Source organism: Staphylococcus sp. MSU001, assembly GCF_052976705.1.
Map to the genome: position 1 here is coordinate 45226 of NZ_JBRIKK010000007.1, position 17187 is coordinate 62412.

At 31.8% G+C, this 17187-nt stretch carries 17 protein-coding genes; 7 read left to right on the forward strand and 10 right to left on the reverse strand.

Going from position 1 to position 17187, the window contains the following annotated elements; translation table 11 throughout:
- The 8 genes from pcrA to ACVBFA_RS04660 form a co-directional block, all read right to left on the reverse strand.
- On the reverse strand, window positions 1–2190 hold the full coding sequence (gene pcrA, locus ACVBFA_RS04625; RefSeq protein ID WP_126122238.1) for a DNA helicase PcrA: 2190 nt from the start codon (window positions 2188–2190) through the stop codon (window positions 1–3).
- On the reverse strand, window positions 2187–2879 hold the full coding sequence (locus ACVBFA_RS04630; protein ID WP_002447864.1) for a heptaprenylglyceryl phosphate synthase: 693 nt from the start codon (window positions 2877–2879) through the stop codon (window positions 2187–2189). Before ACVBFA_RS04630 ends, pcrA begins: the two co-directional genes overlap by 4 nt.
- A 323-nt stretch (window positions 2880–3202) precedes the next feature.
- Window positions 3203–3505: a YerC/YecD family TrpR-related protein gene (locus ACVBFA_RS04635; RefSeq protein ID WP_002458557.1), complete on the reverse strand. Its 303-nt coding sequence runs from the start codon at window positions 3503–3505 to the stop codon at window positions 3203–3205.
- Window positions 3506–3629: 124 nt separating this feature from the next.
- Window positions 3630–4925: an adenylosuccinate lyase gene (purB, locus tag ACVBFA_RS04640; RefSeq protein ID WP_002458558.1), complete on the reverse strand. Its 1296-nt coding sequence runs from the start codon at window positions 4923–4925 to the stop codon at window positions 3630–3632.
- A gap of 386 nt (window positions 4926–5311) precedes the next feature.
- Window positions 5312–5491: an NETI motif-containing protein gene (locus ACVBFA_RS04645; protein WP_002447465.1), complete on the reverse strand. Its 180-nt coding sequence runs from the start codon at window positions 5489–5491 to the stop codon at window positions 5312–5314.
- A complete protein-coding gene (locus ACVBFA_RS04650) occupies window positions 5475–6101 on the reverse strand; it encodes a DUF2179 domain-containing protein (protein WP_001830398.1) in 627 nt (208 codons plus the stop codon). The genes ACVBFA_RS04645 and ACVBFA_RS04650 overlap by 17 nt, the downstream gene beginning before the upstream one ends.
- Before the next feature lie 74 nt (window positions 6102–6175).
- Complete coding sequence (gene nadE / locus ACVBFA_RS04655; protein WP_002487354.1) at window positions 6176–7003, reverse strand: ammonia-dependent NAD(+) synthetase; 828 nt, start codon at window positions 7001–7003, stop codon at window positions 6176–6178.
- A complete protein-coding gene (locus ACVBFA_RS04660) occupies window positions 6996–8465 on the reverse strand; it encodes a nicotinate phosphoribosyltransferase (protein WP_126122237.1) in 1470 nt (489 codons plus the stop codon). The genes nadE and ACVBFA_RS04660 overlap by 8 nt, the downstream gene beginning before the upstream one ends.
- 191 nt (window positions 8466–8656) lie before the next feature.
- On the opposite strand from ACVBFA_RS04660, the gene ACVBFA_RS04665 reads away from it, so the two are divergent.
- From ACVBFA_RS04665 to ACVBFA_RS04675, 3 genes are all read left to right on the forward strand, one after another.
- Window positions 8657–9724, forward strand: a complete 1068-nt coding sequence (locus tag ACVBFA_RS04665) for a nitric oxide synthase oxygenase (protein ID WP_002487309.1) — start codon at window positions 8657–8659, stop codon at window positions 9722–9724.
- An 18-nt stretch (window positions 9725–9742) separates the two neighbouring features.
- The gene (locus tag ACVBFA_RS04670) at window positions 9743–10546 is read left to right on the forward strand and encodes a prephenate dehydratase (RefSeq protein WP_126122236.1); all 804 of its coding nucleotides are present in this window, start codon (window positions 9743–9745) and stop codon (window positions 10544–10546) included.
- Between the two features lie 332 nt (window positions 10547–10878).
- The gene (locus ACVBFA_RS04675) at window positions 10879–11046 is read left to right on the forward strand and encodes a hypothetical protein (protein ID WP_157977668.1); all 168 of its coding nucleotides are present in this window, start codon (window positions 10879–10881) and stop codon (window positions 11044–11046) included.
- A gap of 112 nt (window positions 11047–11158) precedes the next feature.
- Here ACVBFA_RS04675 and ACVBFA_RS04680 read toward each other — a convergent pair whose 3' ends face one another.
- A complete protein-coding gene (locus ACVBFA_RS04680) occupies window positions 11159–12256 on the reverse strand; it encodes a glycosyl hydrolase family 28-related protein (protein ID WP_447158790.1) in 1098 nt (365 codons plus the stop codon).
- 190 nt (window positions 12257–12446) lie between these two features.
- Between ACVBFA_RS04680 and ACVBFA_RS04685 the strand changes: the two genes are divergently transcribed.
- The 3 genes from ACVBFA_RS04685 to ACVBFA_RS04695 all read left to right on the forward strand — a co-directional run bounded on the left by ACVBFA_RS04685 (window position 12447) and on the right by ACVBFA_RS04695 (window position 15664).
- Window positions 12447–13001 (forward strand): isochorismatase family cysteine hydrolase, encoded by a 555-nt coding sequence (locus tag ACVBFA_RS04685; protein ID WP_126122234.1) that lies wholly within the window; start codon window positions 12447–12449, stop codon window positions 12999–13001.
- Window positions 13002–13055: 54 nt separating this feature from the next.
- On the forward strand, window positions 13056–13985 hold the full coding sequence (locus tag ACVBFA_RS04690) for a manganese-dependent inorganic pyrophosphatase (RefSeq protein ID WP_002458565.1): 930 nt from the start codon (window positions 13056–13058) through the stop codon (window positions 13983–13985).
- A gap of 299 nt (window positions 13986–14284) precedes the next feature.
- Complete coding sequence (locus ACVBFA_RS04695) at window positions 14285–15664, forward strand: aldehyde dehydrogenase (RefSeq protein ID WP_126122233.1); 1380 nt, start codon at window positions 14285–14287, stop codon at window positions 15662–15664.
- A 110-nt stretch (window positions 15665–15774) separates the two neighbouring features.
- Here ACVBFA_RS04695 and pglS read toward each other — a convergent pair whose 3' ends face one another.
- Entirely contained in the window at window positions 15775–16803 is a 1029-nt protein-coding gene (gene pglS, locus ACVBFA_RS04700) for a 6-phosphogluconolactonase (protein ID WP_002491495.1), read from the reverse strand.
- A gap of 235 nt (window positions 16804–17038) precedes the next feature.
- On the opposite strand from pglS, the gene ACVBFA_RS04705 reads away from it, so the two are divergent.
- Window positions 17039–17176 (forward strand): hypothetical protein, encoded by a 138-nt coding sequence (locus ACVBFA_RS04705; protein ID WP_002494118.1) that lies wholly within the window; start codon window positions 17039–17041, stop codon window positions 17174–17176.
- Window positions 17177–17187 lie beyond the last annotated feature (11 nt).

A 17187-nucleotide genomic window follows, 5' to 3' on the forward strand; every position in this document is an offset into this window, starting at 1 on the left:
CTATGAGTCCTCCTTCTTTGTTATTGGTGCGAACTGAGCTAATAATCGTTTTGGACCTTCTGATTTAAATATAATATCCAACTCTACAGATCCGTTTTTTTCATTCACGTTACTAACCATCCCTTCACCCCATGCTTTATGCATAACTTTATCTCCTACTTTCCAATCAGATGAGGAAACTTGTTTTTTAGTTGATGTCGTACGCTTACTAAACCCTCTTTTAGGTTGAGATTTAGGAGATATAGTTTGTCTTTTTTGACCGGTATGACTATCAAGTAGGTCTTCTGGGATTTCTTTTAAAAATCGAGATGGCATATTGGATTGAGAACGACCAAACAACATTCTGGTCGTTGCATTTGTGATATAAAGCAACTCTTCTGCTCGTGTAATTGCTACATAACAAATACGACGTTCCTCTTCCATTTCATGATTATCTTCACTTTTAATTGCTCTTATATGCGGGAACAACGACTCTTCCATTCCCATAATAAAAACTATAGGAAATTCAAGACCTTTTGCTGAATGCATTGTCATCAATGTAACACCATTCTGTGTATCTGCTTCGTCAATATCAGCAACTAATGATAAATCTGTTAGAAAATTAATAAGCGATTGTTCCTCTAAAGGTGTATTTTCCTCATAATCTTTAGGTACAGACATAAATTCATCTAAGTTTTCTAATCGACTTCGTGCTTCAATACTTTGTTCTCGATCAAGCATGTCTCTATAGCCTGATTTTTGTAGTACTTCATCTACGATTTCACTAATTTCGAGAAATTCTTGTTCTTTGATTAAATTTTGAATCATTTCATAAAAGCTGATACATTCTTGAGTAACCTTTTTAGAGAGACCTATAAAATCTACCTCAGCCAGTGCGTCAAACATACTTATATTATTTTGAAGTGCATAGGTTTGGATTTTTTCAACAGATGAAGGTCCAATACCACGTTTAGGCACGTTAATAATACGTTGCAAACTAATATCATCATTGCTATTAGCAATAACCCTTAAATAACTAAGTAAATCTTTAATTTCTTTACGGTCGTAGAATTTTTGACCTCCAACCATTGTATAAGGAATATTTGATTTCATAAATGTTTCCTCAAGTACACGTGATTGGGCATTTGTTCTATATAATATAGCCATTTCACTATATTTTTTACCACCGCGTTGATGCTTCATTATTTCTTTAACAACGTATTCTGCTTCATCTCTTTCAGTCATAGCTTCATAATACTGAATTTTGTCTCCTCCAGAATTTGCAGTCCATAGACCTTTAGGTTTTCGTTCAGAATTATGTTTTATAACTTCATTTGCAGCATTTAAAATATTCTTAGTTGAACGATAGTTCTGTTCGAGGAAAATTGTCTTTGCTTCAGGATAGTCCTCTTCAAAAGATAAAATATTTTGTATATCAGCTCCTCTCCAACCATAAATAGATTGGTCAGAATCACCAACAACACATAAATTTTTAAATTTGTTTGCTAATAGTTTTACTAAAGTATATTGTGCTTTATTAGTATCTTGATACTCATCTACATGTATATATTGAAATTTATTTTGATAGTATTCTAGAGTTTCGGGTACTCGTTCAAATAAATTAATAGTTGTCATAATTAAATCATCAAAGTCGAGTGCTTCATTACGTGATAACTGTCTTTGATAACCTTTGTATACCGTTGCAACCATTTGAGAGTGAAAATCATTCGCCTCTTTTTGAGCATCCTCAGGTGTTTTTAATTCATTTTTTAAATTGCTAATTGCACCAATAAACATACGCGGCTCAAATCGTTTACTGTCAATATTTTCACTTTTCAATACATCTTTAATCACTGATTTTTGATCTGTAGGATCAATGATAGTGAAATTTCTTTCAATGCCAATACGATCAGCATCTCTTCTCAGAATTCTTACACACATGGAGTGAAAAGTGGACATCCAAATCACTTGCGCTTCTTCTCCCACAAGATGTTCTACACGTGCCTTCATTTCTTTAGCTGCTTTATTTGTAAACGTAATAGCTAAAATATTATAAGGTGATACATCTTTTTCATCTAATAAATACGCAATGCGATGTGTTAACACACGTGTCTTTCCTGATCCAGCACCTGCCATAATAAGTAATGGCCCTTCTGTTGTTCTAACCGCTTCACTTTGCTCTGAATTCATATTTTTTACTAGCGCATTCATTTATTAGACTCCTTTATCTTTACAGTTTTTAATGCTTTTTTAATATCGTTATATATAATATCGCCAACAACAATGGTATCCGCAATGTTAGACATTTCTTTAGCTTTGTCAATGTTTGTTATACCACCGCCATAAAATAATTGCGTATGTTGAAGCATATTTGCAATCGCTCTAACCTTATCAACATCTCCATATGTGCCACTATATTCTACATACATAATTGGAAATCGATATAATTCTTCTGCCATTTGTGCATATGCTTCGACGTCTTCTATATCTAATTGAGTATAAGCTTTGGTAATTTTTGCAACTTTACTATTCGCGTTTAGAACGACATATCCCTCGAAAAAAACTTCATCAAAATTAATCACATGTCCATATTTTTTAAGGGCTTCTAGCAAAATTTCGTTATGATATTTTGTATCCTTACTATTCATGACTGTTGGAATAAAATAGAAATCAAAACCAGGCATCACACTTTCTACATTCGAAACTTCTAAGACAAGTGGTAAAGGATAACGTCTTACTCTACTCATTAAATGAATAACATTATCTTCTGTTACATCATCTGTCCCACCAATAATTATTGCATCAGTGTTAGACATACACAGTGCCTCTAAATCTTCATCCGAAATTGATTTAGCCGGATCTAATTTAAACATATGTTTCCACTTGGTTATGTCGTACATTTTATGAAACTCCTTTATTTAACATACCCTAAATTATAGCATTTTTAAGTTTTAAGTTCTAAAGACTAAATAAGTTAATCATATATGATTTTAAGTCATATTTAATTTAACATATGCTTTAAGCAAAAATGAGTATCTTGCTATTGAATTCAATAACTAGATACAGTGTAGATTCGTTATAATAGTTCACACAGAATGCTTAAATTAATTATCTTTAAAAATTTAGCTTCATTAAAAAATAGCTTTGAAAGATTTCAATAAATCTTTCAAAGCTATTAATGTATTAAATGAAACAGTGAAATCAGACGAAAATATATGCATTCTTATGCCTTTGTTTCAATATTTAGTCTATTCAAAATCATTGTATAAGCATCATTACCCCATTGTAACGAACGCTTTACTCTAGAAATCGTTGCAGTTGATGCACCAGACTCTTCTTCAATAGTTGCATAAGTATAACCTTGTTTAATCATTTTAGCAACTTGAAGTCTCTGAGATAATGACTGTATTTCATTTACAGTACATAAATCATCGAAAAACTGATAACATTCTTCTCTGTTTTCTAGTGCTAAGATCGCATCAAATAATTCATCTAATGACTGACCTCTTAATTTTTCAATTTGCATCTCGAACAACCCCTATACAAATATTCTCTCATTATTTTAACTTACTAATTCGTTAAAGTGTAGTAGTTTCATGAAAAATGTATAGGAAATTAGAATCATTTGTCTTGTATTAAATTTGATTTAATTAAGATAAACCTGCACGTGCGAATATAGTGTCGACCTGATTAAGATGATGTTTAGGATCGAAGCAATCATCTAATTCTTCAGTTGATAGAACATCAGTTATAGATGAATCTTGTTCAATTAGCTCTCTAAATGGTGTTTTTGTTTCCCAAGATTCCATTGCTTTAGGTTGAACTTTATCATAAGCTTCTTCACGTACCATGCCTTTATTAATTAATGCTAGTAGTACACGTTGTGAGAAGATTAAACCATACGTTTTATCAATATTATTTCTCATATTATCTTCATAAACTGTAAGTCGATCAACAATATTCGTAAATCGATTAAGTGCATAATCTAGAGCAATTGTCACATCAGGTAACATGATACGTTCTGCAGAAGAATGAGAGATATCTCTTTCATGCCATAAAGGAATATTCTCGTATGCAGTAGTAATATATCCTCGAATCACACGAGATATACCTGTAATATTTTCAGAACCAATTGGATTTCTTTTATGTGGCATAGCTGATGATCCTTTTTGTCCTTTTGCAAATGCCTCTTCGACTTCTCTAGTTTCAGTTTTTTGCAAATTACGAATTTCTACTGCAAATTTTTCCATTGATGTAGCAATCAGTGCTAATGTAGCAATGTAATAAGCATGACGATCTCTTTGTAATGTTTGTGTAGAAACAGCTGCAGTGTCTATTCCTAAATGTTCACATACGTAAGCCTCAATTTCAGGTGGAATATTGGCAAATGTTCCTACTGCTCCACTCATTTTCCCTACTTCTATTTCTTTACGCACTTCTTTAAAACGCTTAAGATTACGTTTCATTTCAGTATACCAAAGTGCCATTTTCACGCCAAAAGTTGTAGGCTCAGCATGAACACCATGTGTACGCCCCATCATCAATGTATACTGATATTTTTTAGCTTTGGCAGCTAATACATCTATAAATCTTTCTAAATCTTTTTCAAGGATTTCATTTGCCTGTTTAATTACATAGCTTAAGGCAGTGTCAACTACATCAGTGGAAGTTAATCCATAATGTACCCACTTACGTTCATCACCTAAAGTTTCAGAAACTTGGCGAGTAAATGCAACTACATCGTGTCGTGTTTCTTGCTCAATTTCTTTAGCGCGTTCAACATTTACCTTGGCATTTTCACGAATTTTTTTTACATCTTCTTTAGGAATATAACCTAACTCACTCCATGCTTCACACGCTAGAATTTCTACTTCTAACCATGCTTCATAGCGATTTTGGTCTGTCCAAATACTAGACATTTCATCTCTTGAATAACGTTCTATCATTCTTTGTAAACTCCTATCGTATGTATTATAGCTCCTACAAAAACTGTACATTATCACATTTTTTATAAGAAAAGTTCGTTTCTAAGCTTTCATCTATAGTTTAACAGAACTTGATTAAAATGTATAAGTGTTTATCTAGTTATTACTATTTTATTTGAATCAATCTAGAAACACAATCTAGTAAAAACTATAATAAGATGTAAAATAATTCTTTATTTAATTCTTAGTGTAAAATTTCTAGAGCAACACTTTTCAGTTAAATCACCAAGTGTCTAAAAGCAATTGATATAAGACTAGCATTACTATTAATATCAGTAATCAATGCATAAAAATACCTAGGACAATAGTGGATGTCCTAGGCTTTATTATTCTATAGTTAATCATATTTATTGGATTAACGCACCTACAAATATAATATCCTGTTTTAAAATCTCTATACTGCCATCTTTGTTCTCTTTATAAACTGGTTTCTCAATACGACGTATTGGCATAAATCCTTCTTTTTTCATTCTGTCGAGACAATCTGCAATTGTTTCTTGATCTTCAACTCTAAACTTTTTGCTCATTTGAGCTACCACCTACTATTTCTTCGTGATCTACTACAACTTCCAGTTGCTCTGGTTCATAAGCTTTCAGTTTACGTTTACGTACACCCTTAACCCAGAATCCTCCGTGAATATTTCTTGGTTCATACGCTATAATAAATGCCTTAGGATCTAAGTTCTTTACAGTATCCATTAACTTTAATTCATATTTTCTTGGTGTTAATATTTGCATTACCATTCGACTTCCATCTCTACCAAATGCTTCGTAGTGGGTGACACCATATCCTAAATTTCTTAATTCATTTGGTAAATCTAACTCATATTCCGATGAAGTAACATTGACAACTGTATAACCCAACGCAAGTTTTTCCTCGATTTTCATTCCTACTATAATACCGACGGAGAACCCTAATGCATAAGCAAAAATATTTTGAATTTGGTCTAGGCTAGACATTACTAACCCTAAACCAACGACATAAACTAAGACCTCCATAAAACTAACTACTGCTGCAACATAACGATAACCTTTCAAAGTCAATATCGTTCTCATTGTTAAAAATGTGACATAACATACATTAATTATAAAAATTGCTAAGACCATTAACCATGGATTTTGAGCAATTGCTGACATATTATTCCTCTTTTCTTACTTTTAAATCCAGATTATTTTATCAGTCGCCAATCATTTTGTCACTTATAAAATTTTCAATTGTTATTTTTAGGCCATGAGTATCGTGTATAAGCAAGTTCACGCTTATGTGCATTTCTAACATAATGTTTTTCGATTGTTTCACGAGCAGTTGCAGGAATTTCTTTACCTTCTAAATAATCATCAATATCATGATAAGATACGCCTAGTGCCTCCTCGTCTGGTAACTGAGGTTTATCATCTTCTAAATCAGCTGTTGGCACTTTTTCATAAAGGTGTTTAGGTGCTCCTAGATAAGCTAGTAATTGCTTACCTTGTCTTTTATTTAACCCAAAAATAGGTGCAATGTCCGCAGCACCATCTCCATATTTAGTGTAAAATCCAGTAATATTTTCGGCAGAGTGATCAGTTCCTAAAACTATACCTTGAGTATTAGAAGCAATTGAAAACTGAACTTTCATTCGTTCACGTGCTTTTTCATTACCTTTTTGAAAATCAGTAAGTTTGATGCCTGCTTCACTAAGTGATTGAACACTCTGATCAACTGCTGGTTTAATATTAACTGTATACGTTATGTCAGGATTAATAAACTCAAGTGCATCTTCTACTTCATGAGCGTCTTGTTGCACACCATAAGGTAATTTCACTGCTATAAATTTACAGTTACGTCCCTCTTCCTTCAATTCATTTACTGCTAATTGTGCTAACTTACCTGTTAGAGTGGAGTCTTGACCACCTGATATTCCAAGAACAAGAGTTTGTATAAATGAATGTGATTTTACATACGCTTTAATAAATTGCTTAATTTCTTGGATTTCCTTTACACTGTCAATTTGTTTTTTTACTTTCATTTCATTAACTACAACATCTTGCAATTTACTCATTTTCATCCTCCATCTCTTTAACGTGTTCAGCAACTTCAAAAATACGCTTATGCTTATTTTCCCAACATTTAGTGCTTAAATCTACTGGATAATCTTGTGGGTTAAGATATCGTTTATTTTCTTCCCATAAAATAGTTAAATTATTTTTAAGATAGTCCTGAGCTTCATATTCATCTGGAAGATGGTATACAAGTTTGCCATTTTCAAATATAGATTGATGTAGATTAACCGCTTTAAATGATTTAATAAACTTCATTTTATAAGTGTGAACAGGATGGAACATTTTCAATGGAGATTCGTCATTAGGATTTTCACCTTCAAGCGTGATATAGTCGCCCTCAGCCTTGCCTGTTTTATTATTAATGATACGATAAACATTTTTTTTGCCTGGTGTAGTGACTTTCTCAGCATTATTTGATAATTTAATACGATCACTCATTGTGCCATCGTCTGTTTCAATAGAAACCAATTTATAAACTGCACCTAAAGCTGGTTGATCATATCCTGTAATCAGTTTTGTACCTACTCCCCATGCGTCAACTTTAGCGCCTTGTGCTTTTAAACTTGTAATAGTCTGCTCATCCAAATCATTTGATGCGATAATTTTAGCTTCTGTAAAACCTGCCTCATCTAACATTCTACGAGCTTCTTTAGATAGATACGCAATATCACCAGAATCTAATCTGATACCTATAAAATTAATAGTATCTCCCAACTCTTTCGCAACCTTAATTGCGGTTGGTACTCCTGATTTTAAAGTATGGAAAGTATCAACTAAGAACACACAATTTTTATGTCGCTCAGCATACTTTTTGAATGCTATGTACTCATCACCATATGTTTGTACTAGTGCGTGTGCATGTGTGCCAGATACAGGTATATTAAAAAGTTTTCCTGCTCTAACATTACTTGTCGAATCAAACCCTCCAATAAAGGCTGCTCTAGCGCCCCACAGTGCAGCATCAATCTCTTGAGCTCTTCTTGTACCAAATTCCATCAAAGTGTCATGAGTTGCTATTTGACGAATTCGACTGGCTTTAGTTGCAATTAATGTTTGGAAATTAATGATATTTAACAAAATAGTTTCAATAAGTTGTGCTTGGATTAAAGGGGCTTCAACTCTTAATAATGGCTCGTTGCCAAAACAAATTTCACCTTCTTGCATAGATTTAATATTCCCAGTAAATTTCAAATCTTTTAGGTAGCTTAGAAAATCTTCTTTATAACCTATCGATTTTAAATATGTGATATCTTCATTTGTAAACCCAAAGTTTTCGATGAAATTCACAACGCGTTTCAATCCGTTAAATACCGCATATCCACTATTAAATGGCATTTTTCTAAAATACAAATCAAACACTGCTATTCTTTCATGGATACCATCATTCCAGTAGCTTTCAGCCATATTAATTTGATATAAATCATTGTGTAACATTAAGCTATCGTCGTTATATTGGTACACATTAACCTCTCCAATCGACCTAAATATTTACAATTAGTTTATCATAATTCATATATAGTAGGTACTTGCATGTTTGATTTACATTTATTTCTTAATAAATTCTAATTTAGTGTCGACAAATTTATGACAATTCCCTATATTATTCAAGAAACAGTATATGCTCACGTATAATGACGATTGAGGTGTTTTAAATGCTAATAGATAAAGCAAAATCATTTATTCAGACCATGTATAGCGAGTTAAAATATAATGCTAATGAAATTGAAAATAGAATGAAAGAGATTGAGCAAGAAATTAACTTGACTGGTAGTTACACACATACTTATGAAGAATTATCTTACGGTGCAAAAATGGCATGGAGAAACTCAAATCGTTGTATTGGTAGATTGTTTTGGGATTCTTTAAATGTTGAAGATGCCCGAGATGTATGTGACGAAAAAGAATTTATAAAATTTATACATACACATATTAAAGAAGCTACAAATGGTGGAAAAATCAAACCATATATTACAATTTTTAGTCCTGAAGATACACCTAAAATTTATAATAATCAATTGATCCGTTATGCTGGTTATGAAAATGCTGGCGATCCATCTGAAAAAGAGGTTACTCGTTTGGCTGAACATCTTGGTTGGAAAGGTAAAGGTTCAAATTTTGATATTTTACCTCTGATTTATCAATTGCCAAACGACACTATAAAAATACACGAACTTCCACATGATATTGTAAAAGAAGTTTCTATACATCATGAAAACTATCCCAAGCTTTCAAAATTAGGTTTAAAATGGTATGCAGTACCTATTATTTCAAATATGGATTTAAAAATCGGTGGTATTACTTACCCTACAGCACCTTTTAATGGATGGTATATGGTAACCGAAATTGCTGTACGTAATTTCACAGACACCTATCGTTATAATCTTTTAGAAAAAGTTGCAGAAGCTTTTGAATTTGATACACTTAAAAATAATTCATTTAATAAAGATCGAGCACTTGTAGAGTTAAATCATGCTGTGTATCATTCATTTAAAGCTGATGGTGTTTCTATTGTTGACCACTTAACTGCAGCGAAGCAATTTGAAATGTTTGAACGAAATGAACATCAACAAAACAGAGATGTTACTGGTAAGTGGTCTTGGCTGGCACCTCCACTTTCACCAACTTTAACTTCTAACTATCATCATGGATATGATAATACAATGCATCATACGAATTTCTTCTATAAAAAAGAAGAACCTATGAAGTGCCCTTTCCATTAATTTAAACGAGGTGGCATAATGCATTTATATTATCTAGGACCTAAAGGAACTTTTTCATATCTAGCGGCTAAGCAATTTGAATCACACGAACAGTATGACTTCATTCCATTATCTAACTTGCATGAAGTCATTCAATCCGTATCTAAAGATAAACAGGCTGTAGGAATTGTCCCTATTGAAAACTCTATTGAAGGTACTATCAACATCGTGGCAGATTCATTAGCACATCATGATGTATACGCACATGGTGAAATTCAACTAGATATAGATTTTTCACTTTACGGTCATCATTCAAATTCACTTGATGATATTCATAAAGTATATTCAATTGCTCCAGCAATCAGTCAAACAATAAACTACATTCATCGTCAACAGTTTAACTATGATTATGTAGATAGCACTATTCAAAGCCTTAACATGATAAAAGATGGTATTGGAGCAATAGCTCCTCTTGGGAGTGGGGAGACTTATGGTTACCATACTTTAGATCAACATATACAAGATTATCCTCATAATGTAACTAGATTTTTAGTAGTAAAAAATCATACTCATTTTATTGAACATCCAAACACTACTATCTTTCTTATCACGCCTAAGTATGATAAGCCAGGACTTTTAGCCAGTGTTTTAAATACTTTTACTTTATTCAACATAAATTTATCGTGGATTGAATCTAGACCACTTAAAACTCAATTAGGAATGTATCATTTTTATGTTCAAGCCGATACTGCTATAAATAATGATGTGAATAAAATTGTTTCAATTTTAGAGACTTTGGATTTTCAAGTTAAAATCATAGGCGCTTTTAACAAGAAAAACTAACTTTACATGAATTGTAAAAATTCTTGAAAACACTATATTTTTTTACAATTCCATAAAGTTAAAAGGCTAGGACATAATTCCTAGCAAAATAACCCGTAAATGAGTTTTTTATAAATTCATTTACGGGCTTCTTTATTTACAATACTTCGTATAGTTGGATTGCTTTCTTAGGGGGACAGCTTCATCCTGTAGTCTTCAGATTGTCCTGTTCCCTCAAGAATCTCTCCAAAATACTTTATGTTTATATGCCATTTTACATTGAAATACTTAAAAAATAAGGCCCTTTCGTATAATTTAATAAATACCACTAAACTAAATTAACAAGGTGCCTAATGTATAAAGAATATAATGCGGCTCAACTTACTTTACCAAAGGAAACTTCAGTCCTTATCGCCACAAATGATATTTTAGAAACAATTCCTAAGACTGAATTCGATGAATTCAGTCATCATCGTGGTGCAACATCTTTTCTTGTCACATTTTCTATACTAATCGTGTGAATATGTGCTGGTCACCAAGTTCTATCAAAATTTCGTTAATCATTTTACCAATTAACGATTGTACTCTTATATTTTTACTAAATCATTCAATGATTAATATATTTCTGAATCTTTAATTACTGATATTTTTCACATCAATACTCTTGATTTTGATTTTAGTTTGTTCCTGATTTAAAGTAAGTCCATTAATATTTTCTAAATGTATTGATTGTGAAGCATCTTCAAATTGATTTGCCGCTATAAAAACGTGTTGATGTCGGACGTTATGATAACTTCTAATATGAATCGCATCTCTTTTCATCTTCCCAATAAAAGTATTACCTATCACATTGAAATTCTCGCCAGCTTGAGTTTCCATCACTTGTCCTGTAATAGGATCGGCAGCATTTTTACCATCCTTCACTCCAAGAAATCTTATTCCACCATTACAATTTATAAATTTATTTTTTGTAATAAATGTGTCTTTTGACTTTAGAGGAGTTAAAGCATACTCATTTAAATTATCAAAGATGTTTTGATTGATATGAATGTTTTCATAATAGCAGTTATATCTACTGGCATGAGAGCCAATAGCTCTATTCCACGCTTTCATTTTAGGATGATCTGAACGACCAAAATAGCATTTTTCAATGACAACATTTTTCGTAATCGTTCCATCTGTAGTTCCAAATTTAGGAAAAGCGCCAGGTACTTGTATATCCAATTGTACTGCTTCAGAGAAAGAACGATCTCCATCAATATCAAGAAATCCTTTAAAATCACATTCTGATATGTGTAAACCATTGATTCCACATGCGTCGAGTGCATGCCCCCCAACAATATTTTTGAATGTTACACCTAAAATTTGAATGTCTTCTGCATGTCCCATGCACATGGCTGTATTATTATATGGATATTCGCCTCCATTCATATCAAAAGTTCCTCCTTTAATATAAATGTGACTATTTCCATTATAGCCGTGATATAGCTTTAAACGTCTACCATTTTTTAATAGTGCGTCTTTCCCTTGTCTTAAAAGTATTGCACCTTCATCCAATAACAATGTTGTAGAATCATAAATAACTAAAGCTTTTCTGATATAATAAGTTCCTTTAGGTATATAAACAGTGTGTCTGCCTTTTTTTGCGTAATTTAATGCTTTTTGAATCGCTCTTGTATCCTTATATTTATTTTTTCCTTTTAATCCGAAATCTTTTGCATTGATAAACATGTTATAACTCCTCATATATTTTAAATAATGATTGTGTGCTTAAAGTAAAGTCTATATACTATAATTACATTTCGTTTTAATTATGGTATATATTTTTATGCCAATTTAATTTAAACGATTACAAAAGTCTTAGCTTTATATAAATATACCAATCTAACGCTTTTCAAACACATATTGGGAGGATGTTCTAATGAGTAACAAAGCATTAATCATTGTAGATTACTCTTTTGATTTTATTGACGATAATGGTAAATTAACATGTGGCAAACCTGGACAAGAAATTGAAACTTTTATTACTCAACGTATAAAAAATTATCATGATAATCAACAGGAAATATTTTTCCTAATGGACTTGCATTATGAAAATGATCAATTTCATCCTGAAAGTAAATTATTCCCCAATCATAATATTCATCAAACACCAGGTCGTGAGTTATATGGGGAGGTAGGAAGATTATACAACTCTATTAAAGGCCAAATGAATGTACATTATTTAGATAAAACGAGATACGATTCATTCTACGGCACGCCATTAGATAGTTTATTACGTGAAAGACAAATCAATGATATTGAAATTGTGGGTGTTTGCACGGATATTTGTATTTTGCATACAGCTGTTTCAGCATACAATTTAGGTTATAACATCACTATCCCAATTAGAGGCGTAGCATCATTTAACCAAGATGGTCATCAATGGGCACTCTCTCATTTTAAAAATTCCCTTGGTGCAAAAGTAGAAGATTAAACAACAATCATGATAAAATATGATTAACAATATATGTATAAGGAGATATTGAAAATGACAAAAACTTTTATTTTCGGTCACAAAAATCCAGATACTGATGCTATTTCTTCAGCTTTAATTATGGCTGATTTTGAGCAACAAACTGGTAATACTGAAGCAAAAGCTTATCGCTTAGGTGAAATAAGTGCGGAAACTCAATTTGCACTAGATCATTTTAACGTAGAAGCTCCAGAATTATTAAACGAAGATTTAAAAGGACAAGATGTTATTTTAGTCGACCATAACGAGTTTCAACAAAGTGCAGATACCATTTCAAACGCAACAATTAAACATGTGATAGATCATCATAGAATTTCTAACTTTGAAACAGCTGGCCCTTTATACTATAGAGCAGAACCTGTTGGTTGTAGTGCAACAATTTTATATAAAATGTATAAAGAGCGTGGATTTGAAATCAAACCAGAAATCGCTGGACTTATGATTTCAGCTATCATTTCTGATAGTTTATTATTTAAATCACCTACCTGCACAAAAGAAGATGTAGATGCTGCTCAAGCACTTAAAGATATTGCAAATGTTGATTTAGAAGCATATGGTTTAGAAATGTTAAAAGCAGGTGCTTCAACTACAGACAAATCTGCTGAAACACTTGTCAATATGGATGCTAAATCATTCAATATGGGAGATTATGTAACACGTATTGCTCAAGTCAATACTGTAGATATTGATGAAGTTTTAGATCGTAAAGATGAATTTGAAAAAGTTATGTTAGAAATGAGTGCCAATGAAAAATACGATTTATTCGTTCTTGTAGTTACTGATATTATTAACAGCGATTCTAAAATCCTTGTAGTTGGTGCTGAAAAAGATAAAGTTGGAGAAGCATTTAAAGTACAACTAGATGATGGTATGGCTTTCTTATCTGGCGTTGTATCACGAAAAAAACAAGTTGTTCCTCAAATCACTGAAGTTTTAACACAATAATTTTAAAAGCATTAAAACTATGTTGTTGCCCACGATATATTTTTTCATCCTAGAGTAATTTCTCAGTAGTTGATTGATTTAATAACACATTGATATCAGGTGTTATTAAATTGTTAGTTCTAAATTTCAGGAGTGGACTAAGAATTCGATATGAATTCTATTCCACTCCCTTTTTGTAACTTTTTAAACAAAATTTTTATATTTAAGAAGAAATAATCACTAATCCTTTTATGTTCTCATTTAATATATTCAGGACTATCTCAACCTCTTTACCAAAAAAATAATTTGGAGGTAATTTTATGACAATAATTAGAGATAAATTTAACAATTGTAAAGCTTTTTTTAATACGCATAAAACAAAAAACCTTAAATTCCGAAAACAACAACTTAAATTACTAAGTAAAAATATCAAAAATCATGAAAATGAATTATTAGATGCCTTATATAAAGATTTAGGTAAAAGTAAGGTTGAAGCATACGCAACTGAAATAGGTATACTTTTGAAAAGCATAAAACTAATGCGCAAAGAGTTAAAAAATTGGTCGAAAACCAAACAAACGGATACACCACTCTACTTATTCCCTACAAAGAGTTATATTAAAAAAGAACCTTACGGTACGGTGCTTATTATAGGACCATTTAATTATCCGGTTCAATTAGTTTTCGAACCTCTCATAGGAGCAATAGCTGCCGGAAATACTGCTATAGTTAAACCTTCAGAGTTAACACCTCATGTTGCTATTGTGATTAGGGACATCATTGAAGATACATTTGATGAAACATACGTCTCTGTTGTTGAAGGTGGCATTGAAGAAACTCAAACGTTATTAAGTTTACCATTTGATTATATATTCTTTACTGGAAGTGAAAAAGTCGGAAAAATTGTCTATGAAGCTGCAGCAAGAAAATTAATTCCAGTTACTCTTGAACTTGGCGGTAAATCACCTGTTATTGTCGATGATACAGCCAATATCAAAGTAGCGAGTGAGCGTATTAGTTTTGGTAAATTTACAAATGCTGGTCAAACGTGTGTCGCTCCAGATTATATATTAGTTCAGCGGAAAGTTAAAAATGATTTAATAAAAGCGCTTAAAAAAACAATTACTGAATTTTACGGAGAAAATATTGAAAAAAGCCCTGATTTCGGACGAATTGTTAATCAAAAGCACTTTAATCGCTTGAATGACTTACTTCAAATTCATAAAGATAATGTTGTTTTTGGAGGTAATAGTTCTAAGGAAGATTTATATATTGAACCAACTCTTTTGGATAACATAACCAATGACAATAAAATCATGAAAGAAGAAATATTCGGTCCCATTTTGCCTATCATTACTTATGATAATTTCGATGAAGTACTTGAAATCATCCAAAGTAAATCAAAACCATTAAGTTTGTATCTTTTTAGCGAAGATGAAAACATGACACATAGAGTGCTTGAAGAATTATCATTTGGGGGTGGTGCAATTAACGATACGTTAATGCATTTAGCTAATCCTAACTTACCTTTCGGTGGCGTAGGTTCTTCAGGCATAGGTCAATATCATGGTAAGTATTCCTTTGATACATTTAGTCATATGAAATCATATACATTTAAATCTACACGTCTAGAATCGAGTTTATTTTTCCCTCCATACAAAGGTAAATTTAAATATATTAAAACCTTCTTCAAGAACTAGTGTTAGTTATCTCCATATGAATTGCCCTTGAGTGATATACAGAGTTTTGTTTTTTAATCTCATAATCACTCAAGGGCTTTTATATCGCTTTTATATTATTCAAAGACATCTTATAGTAGTACACAGACACCTTCATTAGCTATAGCTTTTTTATCTTTTAATGAAAGTTTGCCAGTTATGTTATCACGCTCAAAAATTGAAACTTTTGATTCCCCTTCTTGATGTGCGCAAATTAAATAATTATCTGATTCAGTTATATTAAAGTCTCTTGGAAAGGCATCGTAACTTGGTTGTATTTCAATACTTCTCAGTGACCTGCCATCTTTTAAAACTTCAAAAATAGCAATACTATCATGCCCTCTATTACTTATATATAAGTGCTTCCCATCATGTGATAGTCTTACTGCTGCTAGTTTTGATTCCCCATCAAAGTCTCTTGGAATAGTTGAATGTCTTTCTAGCTCAATGAACTTACCATCTTGGTATTCTGTAACACTCACCTCATTTGATAGCTCATGAACGATATACGCGTGTCGCCCATCTTTACTAAAAGCGATGTGACGAGGTCCGTCTGAATTATTGAATTGAGAAACTGCATATTGGTTTAAACCATCCTCACCAAATTTGTATGTTACAACTCTATCTGTACCTAAATCAGTAGCTACAACATACTTATGATCAGGTGTTTCATTTAAAAAATGAACATGTGATGAATCTTGTCTTTCATGTGAGCCAGTTGGAAATTCATGCGCAAGTTCTTCTATTAATTTCTCTATTGCTCCCGTAATTTCATTTAATTTATAAATCCTTGCAAGTCCTGCACCATAAACCGCTTCAAATAAATATTTACCATTACTAGACACTTGAATGTAACAGCCAGTTCCCTGTTTTGATGCTAGACATTTATTAATTAATTCCAGTTGTCCATCTTCTTTAATGTTAAAACTAGCTACACCACATTCTTCACCTTCTTTAGTAATCGCATATAAAAACGATTCCTTACGAGTAAGATAAGTTGACGCTTCAATTTCATAACCAGTTTCTAACGCTTCAATGACTCCTGTTTCGTCATTTAATTTGAAGCGATATATACCTTTACCATTCTTTTTAGTATAAGAACCTATATAACCTAATGTCATACCAAAACCTCCATAAAATCATTAATCATTGATTCAATTTTACCTTTAAGTATGTTTAATTTACAACGAAAAGTCATTTTACATATCACCTTACAACTTATAGTAACGAAATCAAATTAGAAATTACTTCTATCACACTAAAACATCACGAACAATTATATTGCTAAAAACTTTATATTGAAAAACAGAACAAATGTTCGTATAATGATACTATAAAGATTGAGGTGATTGAATAATGAAAGATATATTTAATGAAATGGATTACCGTAATATACCACGAGACATGTTAGATAAAAATATTCCTACCGGTCGTGGTATGGTTAAATGGGCAGCATTTATTATATGTACTAATCTCATAAAAAATCTAATTTAATAGGGTTCAAA

What these genes read in the sequence shown, in the direction of transcription:
- pcrA (WP_126122238.1), bottom strand. Translation starts at nt 2,190, where the DNA reads ATGAATGCGCTAGTAAAAAATATGAATTCAGAGCAAAGTGAAGCGGTT.
- ACVBFA_RS04630 (WP_002447864.1), bottom strand. Translation starts at nt 2,879, where the DNA reads ATGTACGACATAACCAAGTGGAAACATATGTTTAAATTAGATCCGGCT.
- ACVBFA_RS04635 (WP_002458557.1), bottom strand. Translation starts at nt 3,505, where the DNA reads ATGCAAATTGAAAAATTAAGAGGTCAGTCATTAGATGAATTATTTGAT.
- purB (WP_002458558.1), bottom strand. Translation starts at nt 4,925, where the DNA reads ATGATAGAACGTTATTCAAGAGATGAAATGTCTAGTATTTGGACAGAC.
- ACVBFA_RS04645 (WP_002447465.1), bottom strand. Translation starts at nt 5,491, where the DNA reads ATGAGCAAAAAGTTTAGAGTTGAAGATCAAGAAACAATTGCAGATTGT.
- ACVBFA_RS04650 (WP_001830398.1), bottom strand. Translation starts at nt 6,101, where the DNA reads ATGTCAGCAATTGCTCAAAATCCATGGTTAATGGTCTTAGCAATTTTT.
- nadE (WP_002487354.1), bottom strand. Translation starts at nt 7,003, where the DNA reads ATGAGTAAATTGCAAGATGTTGTAGTTAATGAAATGAAAGTAAAAAAA.
- ACVBFA_RS04665 (WP_002487309.1), top strand. Translation starts at nt 8,657, where the DNA reads ATGCTAATAGATAAAGCAAAATCATTTATTCAGACCATGTATAGCGAG.
- ACVBFA_RS04670 (WP_126122236.1), top strand. Translation starts at nt 9,743, where the DNA reads ATGCATTTATATTATCTAGGACCTAAAGGAACTTTTTCATATCTAGCG.
- ACVBFA_RS04675 (WP_157977668.1), top strand. Translation starts at nt 10,879, where the DNA reads ATGTATAAAGAATATAATGCGGCTCAACTTACTTTACCAAAGGAAACT.
- ACVBFA_RS04680 (WP_447158790.1), bottom strand. Translation starts at nt 12,256, where the DNA reads ATGTTTATCAATGCAAAAGATTTCGGATTAAAAGGAAAAAATAAATAT.
- ACVBFA_RS04685 (WP_126122234.1), top strand. Translation starts at nt 12,447, where the DNA reads ATGAGTAACAAAGCATTAATCATTGTAGATTACTCTTTTGATTTTATT.
- ACVBFA_RS04690 (WP_002458565.1), top strand. Translation starts at nt 13,056, where the DNA reads ATGACAAAAACTTTTATTTTCGGTCACAAAAATCCAGATACTGATGCT.
- ACVBFA_RS04695 (WP_126122233.1), top strand. Translation starts at nt 14,285, where the DNA reads ATGACAATAATTAGAGATAAATTTAACAATTGTAAAGCTTTTTTTAAT.
- pglS (WP_002491495.1), bottom strand. Translation starts at nt 16,803, where the DNA reads ATGACATTAGGTTATATAGGTTCTTATACTAAAAAGAATGGTAAAGGT.
- ACVBFA_RS04705 (WP_002494118.1), top strand. Translation starts at nt 17,039, where the DNA reads ATGAAAGATATATTTAATGAAATGGATTACCGTAATATACCACGAGAC.